At 43.5% G+C, this 24,835-nt stretch carries 22 protein-coding genes; all 22 read left to right on the forward strand.

The features are described 5' to 3' along the window. The first annotated feature begins 3 nt into the window (after nucleotides 1-3). The 22 genes from JHD45_RS12795 to JHD45_RS12900 all read left to right on the forward strand — a co-directional run bounded on the left by JHD45_RS12795 (nucleotide 4) and on the right by JHD45_RS12900 (nucleotide 24,817). Nucleotides 4-810: a FliH/SctL family protein gene (locus JHD45_RS12795; RefSeq protein WP_199476911.1), complete on the forward strand. Its 807-nt coding sequence runs from the start codon at nucleotides 4-6 to the stop codon at nucleotides 808-810. Beyond that, a complete protein-coding gene (fliI, locus tag JHD45_RS12800; RefSeq protein ID WP_199476912.1) occupies nucleotides 776-2,149 on the forward strand; it encodes a flagellar protein export ATPase FliI in 1,374 nt (457 codons plus the stop codon). Before JHD45_RS12795 ends, fliI begins: the two co-directional genes overlap by 35 nt. A 231-nt stretch (nucleotides 2,150-2,380) precedes the next feature. Further along, nucleotides 2,381-2,818 carry a flagellar export protein FliJ gene (gene fliJ, locus JHD45_RS12805; protein ID WP_199476913.1) on the forward strand — a complete coding sequence of 146 codons (438 nt, stop codon included), beginning with the start codon at nucleotides 2,381-2,383 and terminating at the stop codon, nucleotides 2,816-2,818. 35 nt (nucleotides 2,819-2,853) lie between these two features. Continuing rightward, nucleotides 2,854-4,719 carry a hypothetical protein gene (locus JHD45_RS12810; protein ID WP_199476914.1) on the forward strand — a complete coding sequence of 622 codons (1,866 nt, stop codon included), beginning with the start codon at nucleotides 2,854-2,856 and terminating at the stop codon, nucleotides 4,717-4,719. Between the two features lie 6 nt (nucleotides 4,720-4,725). Continuing rightward, nucleotides 4,726-6,660: a hypothetical protein gene (locus JHD45_RS12815; protein ID WP_199476915.1), complete on the forward strand. Its 1,935-nt coding sequence runs from the start codon at nucleotides 4,726-4,728 to the stop codon at nucleotides 6,658-6,660. Between the two features lie 33 nt (nucleotides 6,661-6,693). Continuing rightward, the gene (locus tag JHD45_RS12820) at nucleotides 6,694-6,996 is read left to right on the forward strand and encodes an STAS domain-containing protein (RefSeq protein ID WP_199476916.1); all 303 of its coding nucleotides are present in this window, start codon (nucleotides 6,694-6,696) and stop codon (nucleotides 6,994-6,996) included. A gap of 3 nt (nucleotides 6,997-6,999) precedes the next feature. Beyond that, complete coding sequence (locus JHD45_RS12825) at nucleotides 7,000-8,709, forward strand: ATP-binding SpoIIE family protein phosphatase (protein WP_199476917.1); 1,710 nt, start codon at nucleotides 7,000-7,002, stop codon at nucleotides 8,707-8,709. A 45-nt stretch (nucleotides 8,710-8,754) separates the two neighbouring features. Continuing rightward, the gene (locus JHD45_RS12830) at nucleotides 8,755-11,301 is read left to right on the forward strand and encodes a flagellar hook-length control protein FliK (RefSeq protein WP_199476918.1); all 2,547 of its coding nucleotides are present in this window, start codon (nucleotides 8,755-8,757) and stop codon (nucleotides 11,299-11,301) included. 103 nt (nucleotides 11,302-11,404) lie between these two features. Continuing rightward, complete coding sequence (locus JHD45_RS12835) at nucleotides 11,405-11,938, forward strand: flagellar basal body-associated FliL family protein (protein WP_199476919.1); 534 nt, start codon at nucleotides 11,405-11,407, stop codon at nucleotides 11,936-11,938. Nucleotides 11,939-11,943: 5 nt separating this feature from the next. After that, the gene (gene fliM, locus JHD45_RS12840) at nucleotides 11,944-12,921 is read left to right on the forward strand and encodes a flagellar motor switch protein FliM (protein WP_199476920.1); all 978 of its coding nucleotides are present in this window, start codon (nucleotides 11,944-11,946) and stop codon (nucleotides 12,919-12,921) included. 1 nt (nucleotide 12,922) lies between these two features. After that, complete coding sequence (fliN, locus tag JHD45_RS12845; RefSeq protein WP_199476921.1) at nucleotides 12,923-13,384, forward strand: flagellar motor switch protein FliN; 462 nt, start codon at nucleotides 12,923-12,925, stop codon at nucleotides 13,382-13,384. A 112-nt stretch (nucleotides 13,385-13,496) separates the two neighbouring features. Beyond that, the gene (gene fliO, locus JHD45_RS12850; protein ID WP_233407813.1) at nucleotides 13,497-13,856 is read left to right on the forward strand and encodes a flagellar biosynthetic protein FliO; all 360 of its coding nucleotides are present in this window, start codon (nucleotides 13,497-13,499) and stop codon (nucleotides 13,854-13,856) included. Beyond that, nucleotides 13,853-14,593 carry a flagellar type III secretion system pore protein FliP gene (gene fliP, locus JHD45_RS12855; RefSeq protein WP_199476922.1) on the forward strand — a complete coding sequence of 247 codons (741 nt, stop codon included), beginning with the start codon at nucleotides 13,853-13,855 and terminating at the stop codon, nucleotides 14,591-14,593. Before fliO ends, fliP begins: the two co-directional genes overlap by 4 nt. Before the next feature lie 2 nt (nucleotides 14,594-14,595). After that, nucleotides 14,596-14,865 (forward strand): flagellar biosynthesis protein FliQ, encoded by a 270-nt coding sequence (gene fliQ / locus JHD45_RS12860; protein WP_067016938.1) that lies wholly within the window; start codon nucleotides 14,596-14,598, stop codon nucleotides 14,863-14,865. Next, nucleotides 14,865-15,647 (forward strand): flagellar biosynthetic protein FliR, encoded by a 783-nt coding sequence (fliR, locus tag JHD45_RS12865; RefSeq protein WP_199476923.1) that lies wholly within the window; start codon nucleotides 14,865-14,867, stop codon nucleotides 15,645-15,647. Before fliQ ends, fliR begins: the two co-directional genes overlap by 1 nt. Then, nucleotides 15,640-16,785, forward strand: coding sequence for a flagellar biosynthesis protein FlhB (gene flhB / locus JHD45_RS12870; protein ID WP_199476924.1), 1,146 nt, complete (start codon nucleotides 15,640-15,642; stop codon nucleotides 16,783-16,785). The genes fliR and flhB overlap by 8 nt, the downstream gene beginning before the upstream one ends. Nucleotides 16,786-16,819: 34 nt before the next feature. Beyond that, nucleotides 16,820-18,940: a flagellar biosynthesis protein FlhA gene (gene flhA / locus JHD45_RS12875; protein WP_325097294.1), complete on the forward strand. Its 2,121-nt coding sequence runs from the start codon at nucleotides 16,820-16,822 to the stop codon at nucleotides 18,938-18,940. A 100-nt stretch (nucleotides 18,941-19,040) separates the two neighbouring features. Then, on the forward strand, nucleotides 19,041-20,336 hold the full coding sequence (gene flhF, locus JHD45_RS12880; RefSeq protein ID WP_199476925.1) for a flagellar biosynthesis protein FlhF: 1,296 nt from the start codon (nucleotides 19,041-19,043) through the stop codon (nucleotides 20,334-20,336). Nucleotides 20,337-20,433: 97 nt separating this feature from the next. Beyond that, nucleotides 20,434-21,174, forward strand: a complete 741-nt coding sequence (locus JHD45_RS12885; RefSeq protein WP_199476926.1) for an RNA polymerase sigma factor FliA — start codon at nucleotides 20,434-20,436, stop codon at nucleotides 21,172-21,174. Between the two features lie 43 nt (nucleotides 21,175-21,217). After that, the gene (gene cheY, locus JHD45_RS12890; RefSeq protein ID WP_113917340.1) at nucleotides 21,218-21,610 is read left to right on the forward strand and encodes a chemotaxis response regulator CheY; all 393 of its coding nucleotides are present in this window, start codon (nucleotides 21,218-21,220) and stop codon (nucleotides 21,608-21,610) included. Between the two features lie 9 nt (nucleotides 21,611-21,619). Then, entirely contained in the window at nucleotides 21,620-22,411 is a 792-nt protein-coding gene (locus JHD45_RS12895) for a protein phosphatase CheZ (protein WP_199476927.1), read from the forward strand. Nucleotides 22,412-22,423: 12 nt separating this feature from the next. Beyond that, entirely contained in the window at nucleotides 22,424-24,817 is a 2,394-nt protein-coding gene (locus JHD45_RS12900; RefSeq protein ID WP_199476928.1) for a chemotaxis protein CheA, read from the forward strand. The last annotated feature ends 18 nt before the right edge of the window (nucleotides 24,818-24,835 follow it).

Genomic DNA, 24,835 nt, shown 5'->3' on the forward strand with positions numbered 1-24,835 from the left:
GTAATGTCAGATAAGAAAAAGGATGATTCCGAGCGTAAGCTAACCGCTTATGAACGCTGGGAGTTACCACATTTAGAAAGTAATCAAGAAAAAAAGACTTTCTCTCCTGGTATTCTTGTTCAGAAAGAAGAAGAAACGGTTACGATGGAAGAAGTAGACCACGATAGCTTGGTTTACGAGCCCTTGACAGCGTCCCAGTTGGAAGAGATAAGATCCGCAGCCTATGAAGAAGGTTTCATTCAAGGAGAGTCGGAAGGCCATGCAAAAGGTTATGAGGATGGCCGTGCGCAAGGCGAGATAGATGGCTTTGAATCCGGATTTGAAAAAGGCGTTGAAAAAGGCACGGAAGAAGGTCGTTCTGAAGCCATCGCCTTGGCTAAAACACAGTTAGAAACGTTAGAGAACGTGTTAGCCAACGTGGTTCAGGAAATTGTCCATCCCTTGGAAGAGAGTCGTGCTGGTGTGGAAGATCTGTTGTACAAAACGATGGTACGAATGGTTGAAAATATTTGCTTATCGCAAATGAAAGAAGAAGGCCATCGTGTATTGAAAGATCAGTTGGCGCGTATTTTTGACCAAATGGGGGAATTTGAGGGGCGTATACGCCTGAAACTTCACCCTGATACGGTTGATGTATTGGCGTCTTTGGACGTCGATGGCCGTCTCGCTATACAAGTTGAGCCTGATGACAGTCTGATCGAAGGCGGTTTTGTGCTGGACTGTAAGTCATTTCACGTTGATGGTCGTGTCGAACAGCGTTTAGAAGCCGTCTGTAATGAGCTGCGTTACCTTTCTAGTTCCGAAGAATAAGGCCTTATTGGTGTCCACTCTCGAAGAACGTTTGCAAAAGCTACTCAATATCTCCTCTGTTCCTATACTCCCCCAGTTGGAGGGAAAAGTAACGCGCATGGTAGGGCTAACCATGGAAGCGGTAGGTTGTATTGTAGCCTTGGGGGATCGTTGCCTAGTTCAAGTCCGTAAAGATCGGTGGGTTGAATCCGAAGTGGTTGGCTTTACTGGTAACCTAACCTATTTAATGCCTACAGAGGCCATTGACGGCATTTCTCCTGGGGCGCGTGTCCGACCGATGCTTGAAGAAGGCAAGTTACCAATTGGAGAAGAGCTATTAGGCCGTGTGATTAATGGTTTAGGTAAGCCACTGGATGGTAAAGGTGTAGTCAAAGCCAAAGATACTGTGGGCTTGCAGTGTGATGCTATCAACCCTTTGCAACGTAAACCGATTAGTGAACCGCTGGATGTCGGTATTAAAGCCATTAATAGCTTGCTGACGGTGGGTAGAGGGCAGCGTTTGGGCTTGTTTGCAGGCAGTGGGGTGGGCAAAAGCATGCTGTTGGGCATGATGACGCGCTTTACAGAAGCGGACATCACCGTTGTTGGTTTGATTGGTGAGCGGGGGCGAGAAGTAAAGGAGTTTATAGAACAAATTTTGGGAGAAGAGGGGTTGGCTCGCTCTGTTGTTGTGGCTTCTCCAGCGGATGATTCTGCATTGATGCGCTTGCGAGCAGCAATGCTTACCACGCGTATTGCAGAGTATTACCGAGATCAAGGGAAAAGTGTTTTGCTTTTGATGGATTCATTAACGCGATATGCTCAAGCACAGAGGGAAATTGCCTTGTCGGTCGGCGAACCGCCCGCAACCAAAGGCTATCCACCCTCGGTTTTTTCGAAATTACCTCAGCTGGTCGAACGGGCGGGAAATGGTCGCGATGGTGGTGGCTCCATAACGGCTTTTTATACAGTGTTAACAGAAGGAGATGACCAACAAGACCCTATTGCCGACGCTGCTCGTGCGATTCTAGATGGTCATTTAGTTTTGTCGCGTCGTTTGGCAGAGGAAGGGCACTATCCCGCTATTGATATAGAGGCATCCATTTCTCGAGCCATGCCCAATATTGTGAGCGAAGCCCATTTACAAGGTGCGATGCGTATTAAGCAGCTTTATTCAAAATACCAGCAAAATCAGGATTTAATCGCTATTGGTGCTTATAACCAGGGCAGTGATCCTGACTTGGATCAAGCGATTTATCGTATGCCAGATATTAGAACGTTTCTTCAGCAGTCCCTCACTGAAAAATTCACTATTGATGAAAGCCTAGAGGCCCTTGTTGCGGCCATGACAAAAGAGTAAATGAATGCTTTTAGCGTAAGCTTTTAGTGAGCAATTTATGCATTGAAGCCTGATGTCGTCTAGTATTTAATAGATAATAGGCATAAAAGGTGCAAATAAATCCCCTTTTTTTCTATAGAATGTCATTATTGTTTTATTGTTATTGTCTAAAAAAGACAAGATGAACCTTTGTTGAATAGTTAAAGCATACAGATGAATGTGAGAGTTGGGCTTACTTAGAAGAGAATGGACATGGCGCGTAAATCACAACGAGTACAGCTTTTAATTGATGTTGCTAAGCGAAAAGAGGAGGCCATTGCGAGGCAACTTGCCAGTGATAGAGCGAAAGTGGAATACGATAAAAACAAACTGAACGAACTTAAAGAGTATGCTGGGCAATATGAGTCAGAACGCAACTTGTTAGGGTTAAGCCCGTATTTGACAACTAACTATCAGCATTTTGTGGATCGTGTTCAGCAGGCTATTCATCAGCAAGAAGCAGCCATAGGGCGATCTGAGCAGCAAGCGGATATGACAATGCGGAGTTGGCAGGCAGCAAAAGCTAAGACGCAAAGTATGGATTGGCTAAAAAGTAAATATAAAAAAACTGAGCAAACGCAGGAAGATAGAAAGGAACAGCGACAAAACGATGAGCTTTCTATACGGCGTTTTTTTGATAATAGATATTGAATGTTGAAAGGAAAAGATGGGCGAGGGGTTAAAGGATGTTGCTAGAAAACCATACGTCTACCGTTTTTTCCTCCCTGAGTAGCCTTTCCTCGGCACTTTATTTGTATTCGTCTTCACCAAAACAAGGGATGGAGGCGCTAGAAAAGGCAGTTTCTTCACTTCGCCAACATACAGAGCGAGAGTTTCATTCCCCCTTTCTTCTGGCTCGTTTAGAGTTAATGCAGGAGGCTGCGGTATCTTCGGTTCGTTTAGGCGCTGTTTATGATGCCGATTTGTATCAGGCTTTCTTTGCAGCAGCTGATGCCCTTGAGCAAGTTTTTTATGCGTCTTCTCTTGAAGGCGATTATGCTGAGCAAACCCAGTTTTTATTAGATCGACAGCGTACTTGTTGGCAGGTATTAGAGGCCTCTCTTGGACGTCGAGCTTATTCACCAGTATGTCATTATTATACAGAGTTCAAAGAGTCTTCACGCTTTCCTTTAAATAAGATGTTGCAATCATTGGCTCAAATTGGTGAGGTAACTTATCGTCTCGACAGTGTGTTATCACAGGGAGAACTTAACGGTATTATTGAGTTGAAAACCCCCCAACCAATGGCTTGGCTACAATCACAGCATGCTTATCTTACACTTACATGGCGACAATGTGATGAGGTAGATGCTAGGAAAAGGAATCCAGTACAGCAACTAGCCTTCCCTGTAGCCACATACTCAAGTCTTTTTTTATCAAAGCATCTCCCAAGACAAGAGCATTATTATGTATTGGATGCTTTAGCGACATGGATTCATTCTAACGATTACCAAGTTTTTGCTGAGTGCTTTTCTCAAGTACATTTTGTGGGACATATTGAACAGGCTTCGCGTCGGGTACCCTTTAGGGGTTTAGCCCATCCCATATCGCTCAAAAGCTCTACTCTTTCCGCTTCGCCAATAAGAATCTCTGGTGCTTTTTGGGTGTGCTGTCAAGATGAACAGAGTGATCCGTCATTTATGTTGAGTCAAGATAAGCACAATGAGCTTGTTTATTTGGGAGGCGATCATCTCTCGTCCAATGTGTATGTGGTAGAAAGTCAAAACCGTGTGTTTGTCTTTGATCAAGAAGACTGTCAAGGCGTCTATCCTTTTAATGCTACCGCTCTATACCAGGCGGATGAGCATGAAAATCAATGGTGCTATATCTGTCAAGAAGGACGAGTGGCAAAGGTTGTATTTGCCGACATGACATTGGATGGAATGGGTGATCAGAGTGCTGCATTGGAGGGAAATGAGCAAGTTGTCTTGATTGTACAAGGGGGAAAGCTATACGCGGTTATTGGTTCCAAGGTGACGATTTCTGAAGCGGTATGTGGGCACTGTGATTGTATTGGGCCGTTGGCAAAAAATATTTGGTTGACGGCCTATGGAGACATCTTTTTAGAGCCTTGGCTGATGCAAAATACATTGTTTATAAATCACATCGTCCCAAAAAAGAATAATGCCATTAATATGGAAAAAATTGGTTATTATCAGCTGAACGTATCTGGTGTTGCTATTTGGCTTGAAGCATCGTTGGTTCAAGCCATATTGCCCTATAAAACTTGTAAAAGAGTAGGGAATATATTGATTTATGGTATACAGTATTTTCAACGGTTTATTAGGGGGATAGACGAGCAAACAGCGGCTTTCTCTATAGTAATAAAAGCTTTAGGCGGTTTTGTTATCGATACGGAAACCTGTGTATGGCACGAGAACATATCAGCAGAACTGGGTGAAGAAAACGCTTCCTTTATAGTGCAAAAAGAGACGGATTATGTTGTGACTCTTTGTAATAATGAAAATAATAAAGACTATATTCTTAATACAAGAAACGTTGCTGACTTTGTTGCCTCTGTTTGGCCAACGTTGTCTTTACCAAAGGAATAATGAATTATGAAAAAGCCACATTCTCCTCTTAGTCAGCCAAGAACGCAGCTTGTTAGCACGGTGCAAAAAGGTTTTTTCTGCATTGTTTTGCTGTTGATTATTAGCGCTTTTGGTTTGTATAAGTTCATGGATGTTGGATCCGATCAGCGATCCTCTCATAATAATGATTTACTGTCGTTAGAAAATAGGCTTCATCATGCTGAAATTGATTGGCTGGAGTGGCTTTCTATCAGTGATAGTCAAGTTAGCCCGCCGCAAAACGCACACTCCGTTGAGGAGATACATAACGCGTTAATGAATGAATATTCTGAAATTAATTTGCAATTAAGTGTGTTGAAAAAAGATGATTATCAACTGTCTGACCTCAATGTTGATGACGTGTTGTCTTTTCTGAAAAAGCTTGAAAAAAAGGTAAAAGAGAATGTTCCAATAAGTGCCCAAGAGCGTTCTAGTATTTATGACATTATTAAAAAGAATAACCGTATCGACATTAAACTAATGGAGGTGGAGGTATCTGATGATTTTAATGATGAGGTCTTTAATCATAAAATGACTGAGTTACTTTTTGCCGTGTTTAGCGGGTTGAGTATTGTTGTCATTCTGTTTGGTTATTATTTTGTTAGACGATTATCTAAAGGCTTGTCTCATTTGCAGCTCGTGCTTGAGCGTCATAAACAAGGTGGTTTGACGCAGGATGCGAATTATCATCGTATAGATGAATTCACTGACATAGGGCGTCTTGTGGATAATGAACTCTCAGCGCGAGAGTTTGATCGCCAAGCTGCTCAAGATTGCTTGGATGTGATCCAGTTGGCAATCGGTCAATTGAATGCTCCATTCTTGATTGCTAAACATAACGGTGATGTTGTTTGGGTGAGTCAGGGGTTGATGACTTTATGGAAAAACAACATTGACAAATTTGAAGCATATTTTGAGATTGATGATGGTTTGGACAGTCCGTTAGGCGAGCAATTATCTAGTCGTGTATTATTAGGACTAAACGAAGCACGCTTGCTATTGATTGAGGGTAATTATGTTATTCATATTCAACGCATTGGTGATGGCAAGGCGAATGTTGAAGAAGAGCAGGAAGTTTCTGATTATTATTTGATGACGTTAACCTCTTTGTCTGATATGGCTGAGATCGAAGTTATTCGCAAAAGTGCAGCGCTAATGAGACAAGATGTGTGGAGTTTGCCTATCCGTATTTTGCGCGAAGACTCGCCTTTTTCTGCCTTTTCTAGAGACTTGGAGGGGGTAAGACAGAGAGTGCAGTCCTTAATAGAGTGTGCACAAGAGAAACAAAATCTAGCTGATGATAAGGTCAAGATTACTAAACTACAACAAATCGAAACCCTTTTAAATAAAGAAATAAACGACAATCATTCCTATGATGAAGATGTCTTAGTGGTGCCTAAAGAAGTGGTTCATCCTCTGTCTGATGTGCAGTTGCTAGATGAGCTTGGATCTATGTCGTATTTATCTGAGCAGATCCACGATTCTGTATTAGTTGGGTATGAGTTGCTGTTGCAAAGGCTAACAATGGTAGAAAAAGATATCGCGGGCGATGCCATGTTGCTTGACGAAGTCTATCGTTGCCTGAATGAGGTTAGAGCAGGGGTCTTATCCAGTTTAGCGGCAACGGAAGGGGAAAGTGAGACGGTGCGTCGTCGTTTTTCGATGGACCTGAATCACGACATTGATACGGTTCAAAGACATATTGAGTCTATTAAAGAAATGGTTGATTCAACTCTGTCTCTGTTAGCAGCAGACAGGAGTGTTGGGTTGGCTAGGCTGGAACGGGCAAAACAATCAGTAGTTGAGCTGGGGGAGTGTATTCATGTCTTATTGGACAAAGAGCGTTCCTATCAACAAGATGAGGCTTCACCGATTGGCTTGATTTCCAAGAATGACAATAGCGACCAAATAGATGAGTTCTAGTGATTTCAATTGCTATAACTCAAGGAGTATATAGTGGTTGAAAATGTATTTGATGCAAATGTCGAGCACCTCGTAATACGCGTTAATGGTCGTTTTGATTACAGTTGCCATAAGGTTTTTCGAGATGCTTTTGTTTTGGCGCCCCGAGCCAAAAGTTATGAAGTGGATCTTTCGCATGTGGAGTACCTTGATAGTTCGGCTTTAGGGATGTTGCTTTTGTTAAGGGACTATGCTGGTGGTGAAGAAGCCCATGTTGCTTTAACAAATAGTTCAAAGGCGGTTAATGATTTATTGAAAATGGCAAACTTCAACCGTTTGTTCGATATGTCTGAGTAGTATATGAAAAGCGCTTTAACTATTTTAATTGCTGACGATAATCCATCCGACCGGCTGTTATTGGGCGCTATGCTTAAGCAGTTTGGTCACCATGTGGTTGTCGCCAAAGATGGGCAAGAGGCCGTTGACCTTTTTGACCCAGCGGTTATCCAGCTAGTCTGTTTAGATGTCAGAATGCCGCATAAAAATGGTTGGGAAGCCGCTGTTGAAATTCAGAACCTTTCTCTAGATAGTTTTATTCCTATTGTGTTTCTTTCTGGTGTGACAGATCCTGTTGCGCTGTCTAATTGTCTCGAAGTTGGTGGGGCAGACTTTATTGCCAAGCCTTATAATCCAGCCTTGGTGACGGCAAAGCTGAATGCTATTGCGCGTTTGTTAGTGATGCAAAAAACGCTGGAGGATCAGCGTGACGCCATGGCTTGGTACAATGAGCAGTTGGTTCATGAACAGGAGATGGCGAAAGAAATTTATGAAAATATTACCCATTCTAATTGTCTTAATGACCCTGCTTTAACGACTTATCATCATGCGAGTCATACCTTTAATGGTGATGTGATTTTAGCGGCTTATAAACCTAATGGGGGTATGCATTTACTGTTAGGAGATTTTACGGGACATGGTTTATCTGCGGCTATTGGTGCATTACCGCTTGCCGATATTTTCTTTGATTGGACAAAAAAAGGCTTTTTGATGCGCCAAATTATTCCGGAGATGAATGCTCGTCTGAAAAGCATCTTGCCAGCGAATATGTTTTGCAGTGCTGCCTTTATTGATATTAAAGCGAATGAAAAAAATGTTGAGGTTTGGAATGGTGGGTTGCCAGATCTGTTATTTTTTTCGCAATCGAAGAAGGAGCCAAGGCGCTTAACTTCTAAAAATTTCCCCCTTGGAGCGGTGTCTCCTACTATATTTGAGTGTGTTGTTGAACCAATCTCTTATGTGCCTGGTGACACACTCATTTCCTTCTCTGACGGTGTCTATGAGGCGGCTGATCGGAATGAGGTGATGTTTTGTGAGTCAGTTCTAAAACCACTTTATAGGGGGGATGTTAAGCCCAGTGATAGTATCGACTGGTTGATTGATCGTTTAAAGGCGGAGGGGGTGTTAGACAATCCCCATGATGATATTTCCTGTTTAGGCATATCTCTTGATACCTGTATCGGTGCGAACTCTCTGACTGACCAAGAGTTTGCTGGTTTGGTGGATTTTCCGGCCGATTTTTCGTTTGAATATAAACTTAGCGCAGAGTCGCTTAGAACAACGGATCCACTACCTTATGTCTTACAAATCATCACCACCGTGCCGGGACTGAGTAGTTATTCTAGTCAGGTATTTATGATATTGTCGGAGCTATATTCTAATGCATTGGAACATGGTGTATTAGAGTTGGATTCCAGTAAGAAAAACACATTAGATGGCTTCTCTGTTTATTATAAAGAGCGCGAACAGGCATTAGCTTCTTTGAAGAATGGTTTTGTGAAGATTTCTGCTAAGGTAGTTTCTGACAAACAGTTAGGACAGTTGATTCTAGAAGTGGAAGACAGTGGTAGAGGCTTTGATTATGAATCGTTAGACTTTACTTTGGGATCCACTGAAGTGCCTTATAATCGCGGCTTAGCATTGTTGCATCAGATTTGTCAGGAGATTGGTTTTTCTAATGGTGGTCGAACGGTAACCGCCCATTTTCATTGGCGTCCAGAAAAAAACAATTAGATTGGCCTCTGTCTTGCATAGATCATCCTATCGCTGGAGGGTATTATGCAATCAACGGTCAATTCGGTGTTATCACCGACATCAAATGTGTCATCTAAATCCACCTTATCGCCTCAGACGACTGAGTCATCACAGGGCCAATTTGCTGAGGACTTTAACCGAGCAAAGCAAGCTTTAGACTCGTCTGCGTCCAGCAAAAATCCTCCAGAGAAAGAGTTGGAAAGAGGCTCTCGTCAAACGGACTCATCTATACCATCTGACTCCCCCTCAAAAGATGCTGATAGTGTCCAAGAGAATACCCTAAAAAAAGGGACTAGATCGTCTGCAAATCATGACAGTAACGCATTAGGCAAAACTGACGTAAGCGGCAATAGATTGCAGCTTGAAGGTGAATCTTCGCCAGAAGAAAGCGCTGGAACGGGTGGGGAGTTTAAGCATACCAACTCTGATGAAAGCGCAACGAAAAGTAAAAGTACCAGTCCTCATATTGCGGTATCTTCTGGTGTAGGGGCAGATTCAGATACTCAGCTCGAAAAGCTTTCTTCCAATCTACCCCAGTCTGAGAAGACAATCCCTTCAGTAACTGGCACGACGCCATCACAGGAGCATGTAAACAGCGAGCAAGCGGGTAAGCTTGTCAATGGCACGGTGAGTGTTGATGATCATGTTGTGAATAATCGGATCAATAGTGATGGAGTTGAACAAAGTAAGCTAATTAAAAACACTCCAAATTTCACTGGTTCTGAAGGAGCATCTGGCGACCGTAAGCTAGATGAGGCGGTCAGTAAAGAAGCCCCTTCAAAAGGGCAAGAGAATACAGTTCGCCTATCCAATCAAAATGGTATGGTACAACAGATGGTTGACGGTCAGCCTCATCTGCATTTGGGTAAAGCTGCTTCTCAGGGGGGACCGGGCCATCTGGCGATTAAGGAGCAGGAAGGAGAGCAGACTCCGCAGTTAGACATAAAAGCTGATACCAAGGGAAATAAGGTCGTAACCTCTTCTGTTGAAGGTGACCTTGGTTTGAAAACGTTAAAGACTGAAGCAACACATGCTCAGACAACTGCTGTGCAGCTTGATCAAAACGGCAATCCTGTGAAAAAGGCGTCACTAGAGGGGGGCATTCATCTTGATCAAAGCGGTAACCTTGTGAAAAAGGCATCACTGGGGGATACCGTTCATCTTGATAAAAACGGTAATCCTGTGAAAAAGGCGTCACTAGAGGGTGCTGTCCATCTTGATCAAAACGGCAAACCTGTGACGGATAAAACTGTAGTATTAGGGCAAGGAGAGGTTGCCTCGCCTTCTTCCGAGGATGCGTCAGACTTATTATTAAGCGCTAATGGCGGTAGTCCCATATCCCATAATCAAAGAGGCGTTCATGGTGACGAAGGCAAAGCAAATGATGTCTCGTCAAAAATGAGTAAAATACCGCCAGAAGTGCGGGCGTTAATGGCGGCAGAAAACAAAGAGGATAAAGTAAAATCAACTGCGTCCAATGTTGATTTAAGTGCCTTGTCTCCTATGGCTCAAAAACAAGCGTTAGCAAGTGCTAAAAAGGCGTCCGAGAAGGGGGCTGAAAACGTAACGGATCCATCTTCCAATGATAAAAAAGAGACTAAAAAGTCGGGAGATGGAGAGCTCTCTTGGGTGTTATCGCAAATGGGAGCCAGTCCTATCGCGCCTGTAAGTGCAGCGGTGACTGGTATGGCAGCCACTGCTCGTGGTACAAGTTCAGCGTCGAAATCGTCAAATGTGACGCAGTCAATCGGTGATCAGGTTTCAACCAGTAAGGTTGCAGACCAAGTGGCGCTAGCCAATGCTTTGAAAGGCTCAGTGACGGGGGCACCTGATACACCTCTCATTTTAGCGAATGCTGATTCTACGACAGAAGCGTCAGGTCTTCTTAATGGCAAGGGGTCTTCTAAGGCCAGCTTGTTAACCAATGAACCTATAGAACTGCGGAAAAAAGAGCAGGATGCTATGATCGGCAAAATGGTCGGGCAATTGGATGGTGTGAGCAAGGATTCGGATACAGGAGGAATGGGGAGTTCTCTTGCTAACAATGTTGGTCGTTTAGCTGCGACAGGAACGGCATTAGGGGCAACGAATCCAACACAGCCAACACCGACTCAGCAACAAAACCTAGCCATGTCTGTTCCGCTAAATCACCCTGGTTGGGCAGGGGAGATGAGTCAAAAAGTGGCTTGGGTTGCTCATAATGGCGCTCACAGCGCACATATTAAGCTTGATCCTCCCGAATTAGGCAGTTTAACGGTGAAAGTGTCTGTCGACAGTGACAATAATAATACCCAAGTTAGTTTTGTAGCAGCGACTCATCATGCTCGAGATTTACTAGAAGGTCAGATGGGACGTCTTCGTGACATGTTAGCTCAGCAAGGAATGGATCTTGGCAATGTTAATGTAGATGTTTCTCAGCAAGACATGTCCGGCACTCAATATCAGACAGCAGATGGTGATCAGCCACAGCTTAATCTAGGCTCTATAGCAGGGCAAGATAACGACGAAGAAGAGCCTGTTCTTGGTAATATGTCCTACGTGACACCTGCAGGAATTGATTACTACGCCTAAAATGAAGGAAAGTGATGGTGCTATTCATTATTCTTTGTAGAATAGGGTTCCTTAAAGCGTATTGTGCGTTGTTTTATAAGTCTGTGTTTCCAAGGGTTTTATTATGGCAGAAGAAGATAATTTAGATGTAGGTGCCGAAGAAGGAAAAAAAGGTGGTAAGAAGAAGCTTATTATCATCATTGCTCTTGCTGTGGTGCTGTTAGGCGGTGGTGGAGCGGCCGCTTACTTTTTCTTTTTTAGTGGATCCGATAAAGCCGCTAGCGCCGAAGCGGGAGGCGGAGCTGCATCGGCAGAAGCGGCTGCAGACCTTTCTAAACAGCCTTCTATTTATTTGAAATTTGATGAACCTTTTGTGTTGGATTTTGTCGTCGATGGTCAACAGCGCTATTTGCAGCTAAATATGACCGTCAAATCCAAAGATCAGTCTCAAATCGATGCTTTAAAACAAAACATGCCTTTAATTCGTAATAGTCTGGTGCTGCTTTTTTCCAGTCAATCCTTTAACGATCTAAAAACAATGAAGGGTAAGTTAGCTCTGAAAAAATCTGCTCTGGAAGCGATTAATAAGCTATTGGAACAGCAGACGGGTAAAGGTGGTATCGATGCGGTTTTATTCACTAGTTTTGTGATGCAATAACGCTTATGTCAGCGCAAGATTTACTTTCCCAAGATGAAATCGACGCCCTCTTACATGGCCCTGATGAAAAGCCGGAAGAAGAGGACGATAGAGATGCCAATGGTGTCGCCTCTTATGATATAACCAGTCAAGAGCGCATCGTCCGTGGGCGTATGCCTACGCTGGAAATGATCAATGAGCGTTTTGCTCGTTATACTCGTATTAGTTTGTTTAATTTGTTGCGTCGTACGGCAGATGTCTCGTCTGGTGGTTTGCAAATTATGAAATTTGGCGAATATGTGCATACTTTGTATGTACCGACGAGCTTGAATTTGGTGAAATTTCGCCCGCTAAGAAGTACGGCGCTATTTATCTTGGATGCTAAATTGGTATTCAAATTAGTTGACAACTTTTTTGGTGGGGATGGCCGACACGCTAAAATTGAAGGGCGTGAATTTACCCCAACAGAAATCCGCATTGTTCAACTTATGTTAGAACAAGTGTTTAAAGATCTGACAGAAGCTTGGGCTCCGGTATTAAAGCTTGAATTAGAATATATCAGCTCGGAAGTTAACCCGGCGATGGCAAATATCGTCAGTCCGAGTGAAGTAGTGGTGGTCTCTACCTTTCATATTGAATTAGATGGAGGTGGCGGTGAGCTGCATATAACCCTACCTTATTCGATGATTGAGCCTGTGCGTGAACTGTTGGATGCTGGGGTGCAAAGTGATGTCGATGAGATGGATGACCGTTGGGGGAAATCCCTTGAGCAAGATGTGAAGGACATCAATGTTAACCTTAGAGTAAATGTAGCGAACCGTAAAATTTCGCTTGGTGATGTTTTAAAGTTCAAAGCAGGTGATATCATCCCTATTGAAATGCCCGAATTTGTAACGGTAAGAGCAAACAATGTTCCTGCTTTTAAAGGAAAATTGGGCGTCTGTAATGAGCGTTATGCAGTTCAGATGGAAGAAAGTTTTAAATCTAACAAGGTAAATAAGTAATATGGCTGAAGAGCAAAATCCTGATGCAGAGGGGATGGACGAAGGGCTTGCCGATGAGTGGGCTGCTGCCATGTCAGAAGCGGGAGAAACTGGGGGACAAGATGATGTCGATGATGAATGGGCCGCCGCGATGTCAGAACAAGATGCGAAGCCTGTTAAGTTAGAGTCATTGTCTGCACCATCTGTTCCAAGTGGTGGGGTCGGCTCTGACCTTGATCTTATTATGGATATCCCTGTTACACTGTCAATGGAACTTGGCAACACTGAAATTGCTATTCGAAATTTGATGCAGCTGACGCAGGGATCTGTCGTTGAGCTAGATCGCTTTGCAGGTGAGCCATTAGATGTATTAGTTAACGGTACTCTGATTGCCCATGGTGAAGTTGTTGTGGTGAATGATAAATATGGTATCCGCCTAACCGATGTTGTTAGCCCTAGTGAGCGTATTAGAAGATTGAAGTAACCCCGTGACTGTTTATAGAAAATTGCACACATTTCTGATCACAGCCATGCTTTGCATGGCTGTTTCCTATGCGCACGCTAATTCTTTAGCCGATTCAGGATCGATTCCTACCATGACATCGACTTATTCCATCTGGAAGGTGGTTGCGTCGCTGATTTTTATTATTGCTTTTATTCCTGCAAGCCTTTGGGTTGTGAAAAAGTTGCAGTTTGCTCAGATGAGATTGAGTAAGTCTGATATTCGAATTATTAGTAGCCAGTCGCTTGGGGCAAAAGAGAAATTGATTCTTGTGGAAGTGGAAGGCGAGAAAATTCTGATTGGTGTCACATCGCATTCGATTAATCACATCAAAAGTTTCACACCGAATAGTAAAGCCTTTGCTCAATTAATGGGAGAAGCGCCGTTGCAAGACAAAGCAGACGATAATATTGCTCAAGATGACAGTGTCTCACCTCGCGGGGCATCATCGTGATTCGTCTTCTGCTGCTACTTAGTCTGTTAATACTGCCGTCCGTCTCGTGGGCTGAGGTGGGGTTGCCTGCGGTCAATGTGGTAACTAACCCGGACGGTAGTCAAGAGTATTCTGTATCTCTGCAAATCCTCTTTATTATGACCGCGCTGACCTTGTTGCCTGCGGCATTAATGATGATGACGGCTTTTACTAGAATTATTGTGGTCTTAGCCATTTTGCGTCAGGCAATTGGTTTGCAGCAGACGCCTTCTAACCAGATTCTGATTGGTATGGCGCTTTTTTTGACTTTGTTTATTATGACGCCAACAATGAATAAGATAAACGCTGTGGCCTTACAGCCTTACTTGAATAATAAAATGACCTCATTACAGGCGGTCGAGGCAGCAGAAAAGCCCATGCGGGACTTTATGCTCGCTCAAACCCGCAAAGCTGACATTGCTTTGTTTGTGAAATTGGCAGGCAAAGAAGGGAAGATCCAGTCGCTTAATACTTTACCTTTCACAATCCTAATGCCTGCTTTTGTGACCAGTGAGTTAAAGACGGCATTTCAAATTGGCTTTATGATCTTTATTCCATTTTTGATTGTCGACATGGTGGTGGCTAGCGTCTTGATGGCAATGGGGATGATGATGTTGTCTCCGGTGATCATTTCTTTACCGTTTAAGATCATGCTTTTTGTAATGGTAGACGGTTGGTCTATGATTATGGGGACGCTTGCAGCAAGTTTTGGGATGTAGTTATGGATCCACAAGTTGTTTTAGATCTTTATGGGCAAGGCTTTTATCTCATTGTGGTGATTGTCGCAGCGGTGATGGCACCGAGTTTGGTTGTTGGTTTGATAGTCAGTGTTTTTCAGGCTGCGACACAAATTAACGAGCAAACCCTATCATTTCTGCCTCGCTTAATTGTGACCATTTTGGTCATTATGCAGCTTGGTCCTTGGATTTTGACTAAGTTGATGGATTTCACCACTAATCTGTTTATTAATATTCCAATGATGATTGGCTGATGCTTGAGCTTCATCCGGATCAATTGATTAATCTCGTTGTTAGCTTTTTACTGCCTTTTTTTCGTATCGGTGCTTTTTTCATGGCGTTGCCGCTGTTTGGTAGTCGGCTGGTCAACACCCGTGTCCGTATCGCATTTTCATTTTTAGTTGCTATCATTATTACACCTGTTGTGAAAGTACCCCATTACGATCCGATTTCCCCTGCATTTGTGGTACTTATTGCGGAGCAATTGGTTATTGGTTTTGCATTAGGGTTTGTCGTGACGATTTTATTCCAAACCTTTTCCATGGCTGGGCAGTTGGCAGCCATGAAGGCGGGGCTAGGTTTTGCGATGTCGAATGACCCTGCAAATGGGGTATCGGTTGCAACCATGGGTCAATACTATATGTCGATGGTAGCCTTAGCATTTTTAGGTACAGATGGTCATTTGGTGATGATCGAATACTTAGCAGAGAGTTTTAAGTATTGGCCAATTGGCAGTGGATTTGATAGTCGACACTATTGGCAACTGGTTCAATTAGGGAGCTGGATGTTTGAGAAGGCGTTGCTAGTGGTGTTACCCTTGGCCATTGCTGTTTTAATTATGAACTTAGCCTTTGGGGTAGTGGCGAAGGCCTCCCCTCAGTTAAACGTTTTTGCGTTAGGCTTTCCTATCATTATGCTCTTTTCTCTGTTCTTTTTCTGGATGATGTTAGGGGACTTTTTGGATATCTATCGTTTATTTTTCCATGAGATAACGGCTTGGATGAAAGATACATGGGGGGCTCGTTTACATGGCTGAAAACGAAGACGGTAGCGAAAAAACGGAAAGTGCCAGTAGTAAGAAACTCGAAGACGCTCGAAAAAAAGGCAATATCGCTCGCTCCAAAGAGTTAAGTTCTGCTCTGTTGCTAATTGTGGCTGCTGTGGCGATATACAGTACTGGTGTATTAATGGCGAAAGACTTGGGGGATGTATTTCGCTTCAACTTTAATATAGATAGATCGGATCTGTTTGATATTAGTCGAATGATTTTTCATCTTTACGGTTCGACGGTTGAAATGATGAAATCGTTAATCGTGACTTTGTTGGTACTGGCTGTAGCAGGGATTATTGGCAGTATTATGTTGGGTGGGCTGAATTTTTCATGGGAGCCCTTAATGCCTAAGCTCAGTAAGATTAATCCCATTACTGGCTTAAAAAGAATGTTTTCCGTTCAATCTTTAGTCGAATTGCTTAAGTCTATAGCCAAAGTTGTCCTCGTTGCTTTTGTATCGACACTGGTTATTTATCATTATTTACCCGAAGCACTGGAGTTGACCTTTCAGTCCATACGTCCTGCCATTTCTCACGGTATTGATATGGTGATGTGGGCGTTTATTTTTATTAGTTTGTCTTTGGCACTGATTGCTGCGATAGATGTGCCGTTTCAGATTTGGTCTCACAAAGAAAAGTTGAAAATGACCAAACAAGAAGTGAAAGATGAGTACAAGCAGCAAGAAGGGGATCCGCAAGTGCGTGGGCGTATCCGACAGCTACAGCGTCAGGCTGCGATGAATCGCATGATGTCCGATGTTCCTGAAGCGGATGTTATTATTACCAACCCAACACACTTTTCTGTGGCGTTAAAATACGATCAAAGTGGGGGGCAGGCTCCTATAATGATTGCTAAGGGGAGTGATTTTATGGCATTGAAAATTCGTGAAGTAGGCAATCACTATGATATCCCTGTGGTACAATCCCCCGCACTAACGCGAGCGATCTATCATCATACGAAGATCGGAGAGGAGATTCCCCATGGTCTCTTTAAAGTAGTCGCACAATTGCTCGCTTATGTTTATCAGCTGCGTAATGCACGACATGGTGCGCCAAGGCCGGAAACCATGCCGCGTTTTGATGTGCCAGAAGAGTTTCAATGGGATGGTAATACGCCATCCTAGCTAAATTGATTGTTAATATCTGCGGGAACCACGTGTGAATTTTGATCGCCAAAAAGTGACTGGTCAGTTTAAAGGGATAGTGAGCGGGAATCTGGGGATTCCTATTTTGCTTCTGTCACTTTTAGCCATGATGATACTGCCGATTCCTGCGTTTCTGCTCGACGTTTTATTTACTTTTAATATTGCGCTCGCCATTGTGGTCTTATTAGTCGCGATTTACTCTTTGCGCCCTTTAGATTTTGCCGTTTTTCCAACTGTTTTGTTGGTGTCTACCTTGATGCGTTTGGCATTAAACGTGGCCTCTACCCGTGTTGTTTTATTGTATGGTCATGAGGGGGGAGATGCGGCTGGTAAGGTGATTCAAGCCTTCGGTGAGGTGGTGATTGGTGGCAACTATGTCGTCGGCTTTGTGGTCTTTGCCATTTTAATGATCATCAACTTCGCCGTAGTGACAAAAGGGGCAGGGCGTATCTCTGAGGTAAGTGCTCGATTTACTTTGGATGCCATGCCGGGTAAGCAAATGGCCATTGATGCGGATTTGAACGCAGGGATGATCGATGCAGATCAAGCCAAACAGCGGCGAATGGAAATCGCCTCAGAAGCAGAGTTTTATGGCTCTATGGACGGTGCCTCTAAGTTCGTAAAAGGGGATGCTATTGCGGGTGTGCTGATTTTGGGGATCAATATAATCGGTGGTTTGGCGATTGGTATGTCGCAACACGGTTTGTCTTTTTCCGAAGCCATTCAGCGCTATTCTCTGCTGACTATTGGTGATGGTCTGGTGGCTCAGCTCCCTTCTTTGATGCTTTCTACTGCGGCCGCCATCATGGTGACTCGGGTTAACGAGTCGGGCGATATGGGGACGCAGATTGTCTCGCAAATGTTTGGTTCGCCAAAGGCATTGTATATTGCCGCTGCGATTATGGGGATTATGGGCATTGTACCGGGCATGCCACATTTTGCGTTTTTGTCCCTAGCCATCGTTTTAGGTAGTTTCGCTTACTTTCTTGAGTACCGCAAAAAGCGCAAAGCGATGGCTGGAGCTTTGTCGACAGGCAAATCCTCATCGTCTGATGCCTCGCCTCCAGCAGAAAGCAAAGATCTTAGCTGGGACGATGTGGCGCCGGTTGATATGTTGGGTTTAGAAGTTGGCTACCGCTTGATTCCTCTGGTGGATAAATCTCAAGGCGGGGAGTTATTAGCAAGGATTAAAGGGGTTCGTCGCAAGTTGTCGCAAGACTTGGGTTTTCTTGTTCCCAGTGTTCATATTCGAGATAACTTGGATTTGATGCCCAATGCCTATCGTGTCACGCTGATGGGGGTTAGCTTGGCGGAAGCGGAAGTGCATCCAGATAAAGATTTGGCAATCGATCCTGGGCAAGTATTTGGTTCTATTGATGGGATTGCAGGTAAGGATCCGTCGTTTGGTTTGGATGCTGTTTGGATTGATCCTAAAAAACGCGATCAAGCACAAACCTACGGTTATACTGTAGTGGATGTGAGTACGGTGGTGGCAACGCATATTAACCAAATTATGCATAAACATGCCTATGAGTTAATTGGTCACGATGAAGTGCAACAATTGCTTAGCTTGCTTAAACAATATAATCCGAAGCTGGCTGAGGAATTGGTGCCGAATACCATTCCTTTGAGTATCTTGTTAAAAGTACTGCAAAACTTATTGATTGAGGGGGTTCCGCTTCGCGACATGCGTACTATCGCCGAAGCCATTATGGGAGTGCAGCCGAAAAGTCAGGACCCTATGGTACTAACCGCAGCTGTTCGAACGGCCTTATCTCGTTTGATTATCCAAACTTTGGCAGATGGGGTAGAAGAAATTCCTGTGTTAACGCTTGATCCTCAATTAGAAAAAATGCTGATGCAAACGGTTCAGCAGAGTCAGCAATCTGGTATTAAGAATGAAGAAGCGCTTATTTTAGAGCCGAAAATGGCCGAACAATTACAAGCTTCCCTTAAACAGTCTGCAGAACAGCAGGAAGCAATGGGAAATACTCCTATACTGATAGTGTCAGCACCAATCAGGCCAATGCTAGCTCGTTTTATGCGTTATGGTATGGTGAATATGTCTGTTCTGTCTTACCAAGAAGTGCCAGATCATAAGCGAATTACTGTTGTTGGTGTGATTGGTCAATAGTCTGTAGCAATTGTGATCAATTAGTCTCTATATTTATCAAAGTCTTTCGGGTAAGCTATGGATTTGTAAGGTTAAATACACTAGAAGGATTCAATTATACATGCAAATTAGGCGGTTTCGAGCTCCCGACATGCGCCAAGCGATACGGAAAGTCCGTGACGCTGTGGGCCCTGATGCGGTTATTTTATCGAATCAACGCCTACCTACTGGTGAGATAGAGATCGTCATTGCGTTGGACTATGATGGCTCTTTGCCTTCTAGTATGGTGCAAAAAAAGCCTTCAACATCAACATATAGGCCCTCTAAAGAGCGACGAAAAGAGGCTTATCAAGACCCGTCAGCTGAGTATTTTGAACGTATAGAAAGGGCAAAGCAACAAACTCCAACCGATACTAATAGCCCCCGAGCATCATCCCCATCATTTGATATGCCACCTATTGAAAATGATGAAGACGAACCGATGTTGGAAGAAGCGCTCTCTCTAAAACAGAACAAAGGGAGCGATAACCAGCTCCATGCCATGGAGCAGGAGTTGCACCGTGTCAAAGAAATGTTGGAGCAACAGCGTCAGCAGTCAGCAACGCAGCCCAAAGAAAATTCAGTTGAAGCGAAAGCCCGAGAAAAATTAAAGCGTTTAGGTTTGTCTGATTTGGTGACCTCTCGTTTGCTGGATGATATTGACCTAAAAGGTCGGGAGGACGATTGGAATCGTTTGCTTGCTCATCTTGCGGATTATATTCCAGTGCGTTCAAATTCGACAGAGCTAAAAGGGTGCATTGCTTTTATGGGGCCGACAGGGGTAGGAAAAACAACCTCCATTGGTAAAATTGCGGCTCAGCATGTTTTGAAATATGGTTCAGACAGCATAGTCTTAGTGACAACCGATACTTACCGGATTGCTGCTCATGAGCAGTTACGCACCTTTGGCCGGATTTTAAATATTCCGGTAGAAGTGGTGAATGAATACTCTGATTTAAATGAAGTACTTGCTAAATACGCTCATTATTCTTTAGTTTTAGTGGACACTGCAGGTATGAATCCAAGAGATTCTAACCTCGAGCGGCAATTGCTAATGATCAAAAGAGCGCGTTCCAGTTTGAAAAAATTGTTAGTTTTACCTTGTACTAGTCAAAGACAGGTGCTTAAGTCTGTCGTTGATGTGTATTCTCAAGTTCAGCTAGACGGGTGTGTATTAAGTAAATTAGACGAATCAGCGTCTCTTGGTGAAGCCATTAGCGTGGTTATCGAAGAGGGCTTACCTGTTGTTTACATCGCCGATGGACAAAGAATTCCTGATGACATAGAACCTGCTCGTGCGCATAACTTAATCAGCCGAGCTGTTTATACCGCCGAGCACTACAGCCAGATCTATGGGTCACTAAGATATGGTAGTTAGTAAAATTATGTTATTTGGATGAGCGCGATATGGAACTATGTAGTACAGTTATTCTGTGCATCAGACTCAAATAGTAAAAGGTTGCTGATTTATCTTTATGCAGACCAAAAACGGATACGACACCTATACTAGAAAAGCGACATTATCGATTGATGCCATTGTCGAGCAATACGGCTATTTAGTAAAAAAAATCGCTTATCACTTGTTAGCGCGTTTACCCAATACTGTGGATGTAAATGATCTGACACAAGCCGGAATGATGGGGCTAATAGAGGCCTATAAACGTTTTGAGTCTGATAAGGGTGCCAGTTTTGAAACCTATGCCGGTATTCGGATTCGTGGCTCTATCATGGATGAAATTCGTAAAACTGACTGGGCTCCACGTTCGGTAAGGCGCAATGGACGAGCCGTAAGTGCCGCGATTAAAGAACTTGAGGCTAAAGCTGGGCGTGATGTTTCCGATATGGAAGTAGCAGCCCATATGAATATCAGTATTGAGGAATATCACGATATCATTCATTCATCGATGACAACACAGCTTTTTAGCTATGAAGAAATGTTGGAGTCAGATGATGGTGGTGTACTGGATACATTCAGTGATGAAGCAAGTGGCACTCCTTACTTATTGGCTGAGGAAAGTGGGTTTCAAGATCAATTAGCAAATGAAATTGATCAATTACCAGAAAGAGAAAAACTTGTCTTATCTTTATATTATAATGACGAATTGAATTTAAAAGAAATTGGCGCTGTTCTAGGTGTTAGTGAATCGAGAGTCAGTCAAATTCATAGTCAGGCTGCTCTTAGATTAAGAGCTCGATTAAGTGATTGGCGAGATTAAATTATGAATTGTGAAATACTACCTTTGGGTTGTGGAGGTTGCATTGGATAAAAACATGAAGATCCTGATTGTTGATGATTTCTCGACAATGAGACGTATCATCAAAAACTTGTTACGGGATTTGGGATTTACCAATACAGTTGAAGCGGATGATGGAACGACGGCATTACCGATTCTTCAAGCAGGGACAATTGACTTCCTAGTAACCGACTGGAACATGCCAGGTATGACTGGAATTGAATTGCTTCGAGCGGTTAGGGCTGATGATAAGCTCAAAAGTATTCCTGTATTGATGGTAACAGCGGAAGCCAAACGTGATCAGATTATTGCTGCGGCTCAAGCCGGGGTGAACGGTTATGTTGTTAAGCCTTTTACTGCCGTCGCACTCAAGGAAAAGATTGAGAAAATATTCGAACGAATAGATGCTGCTAAATAGGGGCTTTTGATGTCAAAGAAACTTGGATCAGGCTTGGGGGATTTTGAATCCCTAGTGAAGGATGGTGCTGTTGATCTTTTGAATCACATTGAAGTCGGTGACTTTAGTAGTGCGATAAAGGTTATTCAAGAGCTTAGCGAGGCTCGACATAATAGTTTCTATAAAGAAGTCGGGACGCTAACAAGAAGTCTCCATGACGCAATTCGCGATTTTCAAGTTGATTCAATGGACTTGGTAGTTGGTGAAGAGCATGCTGGATCAGGTAATACCAAAATTACAGATGCCTCTGATCGTTTGAAGTATGTTATTGAATTAACAAGTTCGGCGGCCAATAAGACCATGGATATGGTGGATGGAAGTGTTCCTGTGGCGAGTGAGCTGCAAAATCAAGCGAGAGAGTTACGAAAAGACTGGAATCGTTTAATTCAACGTGATTTATCGCCTCAAGAGTTCCGTGAATTATACAAACGTATTGATGTGTTTTTAAAGTATGCGGATGACAGTGCGACGACCTTGCATTCCAATCTTAATACAATTCTTTTAGAGCAAGGTTATCAAGACTTAACTGGCCAAGTAATTACGAGAGTGAATGATCTAATTCGAGATGTAGAAGAACGTCTTGTACATCTCGTTGCTGTTGCAGGACGAGTTGATAGTATCTCCGGAATGGAGCATGACAAGAGCGAAGCCGAGCATGATGACACGCGTGGTCATGGTCCAGCTATTAATAAACAAAACAACCCAGAAGTACTGAATAGTCAAGACGAAGTAGACGACTTGCTATCAAGTCTTGGTTTCTAAAGGGAGCTGAGGATGAGTTTCGAGGTCGATGAAGAAATTTTACAGGATTTTTTGGTAGAAGCTGGAGAGATCCTGGAACAGCTTTCCGAACAATTAGTAGATCTAGAGCAAAACCCGGACGATAAGCAATTGTTGAATGCTATCTTTAGGGGCTTCCATACCGTTAAAGGCGGGGCGGGGTTTTTACAGTTAACAGCATTGGTCGATTGTTGTCATTATGCGGAAAACGTGTTCGATATCTTGCGTAATGGCCAGCGTACTATTAACTCTGATTTAATGGACGTGGTACTACAGGCTCTTGATGCAATCAATGAGATGTTTGAAGCCGTTCGCTCCGGTAATGAGCCCGAGCGTGCTGATCCTGATTTGATTCAGGCTCTTAGTGTCTATGCAAAACCGCCCACTGCTGAAGAGTTAGCCGGAGGTAGTGTTGATGCTGATGAGGAACCAGAAGATGATTCGTCTGATGAAAGTATGGCGGTTGAGGAAGACGAAGTTGTTGAAGAAGAGCTAATCGATGACTCATCCGATGCGAATGAGTCAGAAGAGCCTGTTGATATTACCGACGATGAATTTGAATCTTTGCTTAATGCTCTAGGTGGTGAGGACACTTCTGGAGAAAAAGCAGACAGCGGAGCCACTAAAGCTGAGGTGAATTCAGATAATGCTTCTGATGAAATCACCGAGGATGAGTTTGATCAGCTGCTTGATAAGCTACATGGTAATGGAGCACCTGGCCTTGATAGTTCTAAGGAAGCCAAAAGCAGTGACGCTTCTGAAAATGTATCAGAAGAATCGTCTGCTGAATCAGATGAAATTACAGAAGACGAGTTTGAAAAACTACTCGATCAATTGCACGGAGGCAGTGCACCTGGCCTAGATGGTTCTGATCAAGTTCAGGAGACGACTAAGGCAACAGAAGCTAAGGCAAAGGACAGTACTAAGTCTTCAGAAGATAAGAAGGCTGCCAGTGAGTCAAGTGCCTCCGCAGCTGATTCCGATTTGATCACAGAAGATGAATTTGAATCCTTACTAGACAGTCTTCATGGTAAGAAGGGCGCGCCTAAAGGTAATACTGATACGGCTAGTACAAAGAAAGAAGAGACAGCGAAACCGAAAGCTGCACCTAAAAAGGTGGAGCCAAAAGTGGAACCTAAGCCAGCTCCAAGAGTACCTAAGTCAGAAGACAGTCAGCCATCACATCAGGCAAAAGACAAAGTTGCAGGTGTACCAGTAACACAAGAAGCAACGGTACGAGTGGATACTAAACGGCTTGATGACATCATGAATATGGTGGGTGAGCTTGTTTTAGTACGAAATCGTCTGGTTCGTCTTGGTTTGCAAAGTGAAGACGAGTCCATGGGTAAGGCGGTTTCTAACCTAGACGTAGTCACGGGGGATTTGCAAAACGCCGTGATGAAGACCCGAATGCAGCCTATTAAAAAGGTATTCGGTAAGTTTCCTCGTGTGGTGCGTGATTTGGCTCGAAACCTGAAGAAAGAAGTGAATCTTGAACTTCGTGGTGAAGAAACGGATCTAGATAAAAACTTAGTAGAAGCGCTCGCAGATCCACTTGTTCACTTAGTGAGAAACTCTGTTGACCATGGTGTTGAAGCACCTGATGTACGAGAAGCTAAAGGTAAGCCACGAGTTGGCCATGTTATTTTGTCGGCTGAGCAGGAAGGCGACCATATTCTACTATCCATCGATGACGATGGTGCGGGTATGGATCCTGATGTGCTACGTAAAAAAGCCGTAGAAAAAGGCTTGATGGATGCGGATGCTGCTGAAAGATTATCAGACGAAGAAGCATTCAATTTAATATTTGCCCCAGGCTTTTCAACCAAGGTTGAGATTACAGATGTATCGGGTCGTGGTGTGGGAATGGACGTTGTAAAAACGAAAATCTCCCAGCTAAACGGCACGCTACAGATTAAATCCGTTTTAGGGCAAGGATCGCGTTTTATTATCAAGGTACCATTAACTTTGGCGATTATGCCGACCTTGATGGTGACTTTGGCAGATCAATCGTTTGCTTTCCCGCTGGTTAGCGTGAATGAAATATTCCACTTGAATCTACAAAAAACCAACATTGTAGATGGTCAACAAGTGGTCGTTATTCGCGGCAAAACACTTCCCATCTTCCATCTTAAAAGTTGGTTGATAAAAGGCGGAATGCGTGAAACAACACCAAAAGAAGCGCATGTGGTTGTCGTCCAAGTGGGTATTAATGAAGTTGGCTTTGTAGTGGATCAGTTGGTTGGCCAAGAAGAGGTGGTGATTAAGCCTTTGGGCCGAATGTTACAAGGAACCGCTGGCATGGCTGGTGCGACGATTACTGGTGATGGCCGTATCGCATTAATTCTTGATGTACCTAGCATGTTAAAGAGTTACGCCTCTAGGTAGGTAGATTTCGATTTGGGA

Source organism: Marinomonas spartinae (genome assembly GCF_016461715.1).
GTDB classification, from domain to species: domain Bacteria; phylum Pseudomonadota; class Gammaproteobacteria; order Pseudomonadales; family Marinomonadaceae; genus Marinomonas; species Marinomonas spartinae_A.

What these genes read in the sequence shown, in the direction of transcription:
- JHD45_RS12795 (WP_199476911.1), top strand. Translation starts at nt 4, where the DNA reads ATGTCAGATAAGAAAAAGGATGATTCCGAGCGTAAGCTAACCGCTTAT.
- fliI (WP_199476912.1), top strand. Translation starts at nt 776, where the DNA reads ATGAGCTGCGTTACCTTTCTAGTTCCGAAGAATAAGGCCTTATTGGTG.
- fliJ (WP_199476913.1), top strand. Translation starts at nt 2,381, where the DNA reads ATGGCGCGTAAATCACAACGAGTACAGCTTTTAATTGATGTTGCTAAG.
- JHD45_RS12810 (WP_199476914.1), top strand. Translation starts at nt 2,854, where the DNA reads ATGTTGCTAGAAAACCATACGTCTACCGTTTTTTCCTCCCTGAGTAGC.
- JHD45_RS12815 (WP_199476915.1), top strand. Translation starts at nt 4,726, where the DNA reads ATGAAAAAGCCACATTCTCCTCTTAGTCAGCCAAGAACGCAGCTTGTT.
- JHD45_RS12825 (WP_199476917.1), top strand. Translation starts at nt 7,000, where the DNA reads ATGAAAAGCGCTTTAACTATTTTAATTGCTGACGATAATCCATCCGAC.
- JHD45_RS12830 (WP_199476918.1), top strand. Translation starts at nt 8,755, where the DNA reads ATGCAATCAACGGTCAATTCGGTGTTATCACCGACATCAAATGTGTCA.
- JHD45_RS12835 (WP_199476919.1), top strand. Translation starts at nt 11,405, where the DNA reads ATGGCAGAAGAAGATAATTTAGATGTAGGTGCCGAAGAAGGAAAAAAA.
- fliM (WP_199476920.1), top strand. Translation starts at nt 11,944, where the DNA reads ATGTCAGCGCAAGATTTACTTTCCCAAGATGAAATCGACGCCCTCTTA.
- fliN (WP_199476921.1), top strand. Translation starts at nt 12,923, where the DNA reads ATGGCTGAAGAGCAAAATCCTGATGCAGAGGGGATGGACGAAGGGCTT.
- fliO (WP_233407813.1), top strand. Translation starts at nt 13,497, where the DNA reads ATGACATCGACTTATTCCATCTGGAAGGTGGTTGCGTCGCTGATTTTT.
- fliQ (WP_067016938.1), top strand. Translation starts at nt 14,596, where the DNA reads ATGGATCCACAAGTTGTTTTAGATCTTTATGGGCAAGGCTTTTATCTC.
- fliR (WP_199476923.1), top strand. Translation starts at nt 14,865, where the DNA reads ATGCTTGAGCTTCATCCGGATCAATTGATTAATCTCGTTGTTAGCTTT.
- flhB (WP_199476924.1), top strand. Translation starts at nt 15,640, where the DNA reads ATGGCTGAAAACGAAGACGGTAGCGAAAAAACGGAAAGTGCCAGTAGT.
- flhF (WP_199476925.1), top strand. Translation starts at nt 19,041, where the DNA reads ATGCAAATTAGGCGGTTTCGAGCTCCCGACATGCGCCAAGCGATACGG.
- JHD45_RS12885 (WP_199476926.1), top strand. Translation starts at nt 20,434, where the DNA reads ATGCAGACCAAAAACGGATACGACACCTATACTAGAAAAGCGACATTA.
- JHD45_RS12895 (WP_199476927.1), top strand. Translation starts at nt 21,620, where the DNA reads ATGTCAAAGAAACTTGGATCAGGCTTGGGGGATTTTGAATCCCTAGTG.
- JHD45_RS12900 (WP_199476928.1), top strand. Translation starts at nt 22,424, where the DNA reads ATGAGTTTCGAGGTCGATGAAGAAATTTTACAGGATTTTTTGGTAGAA.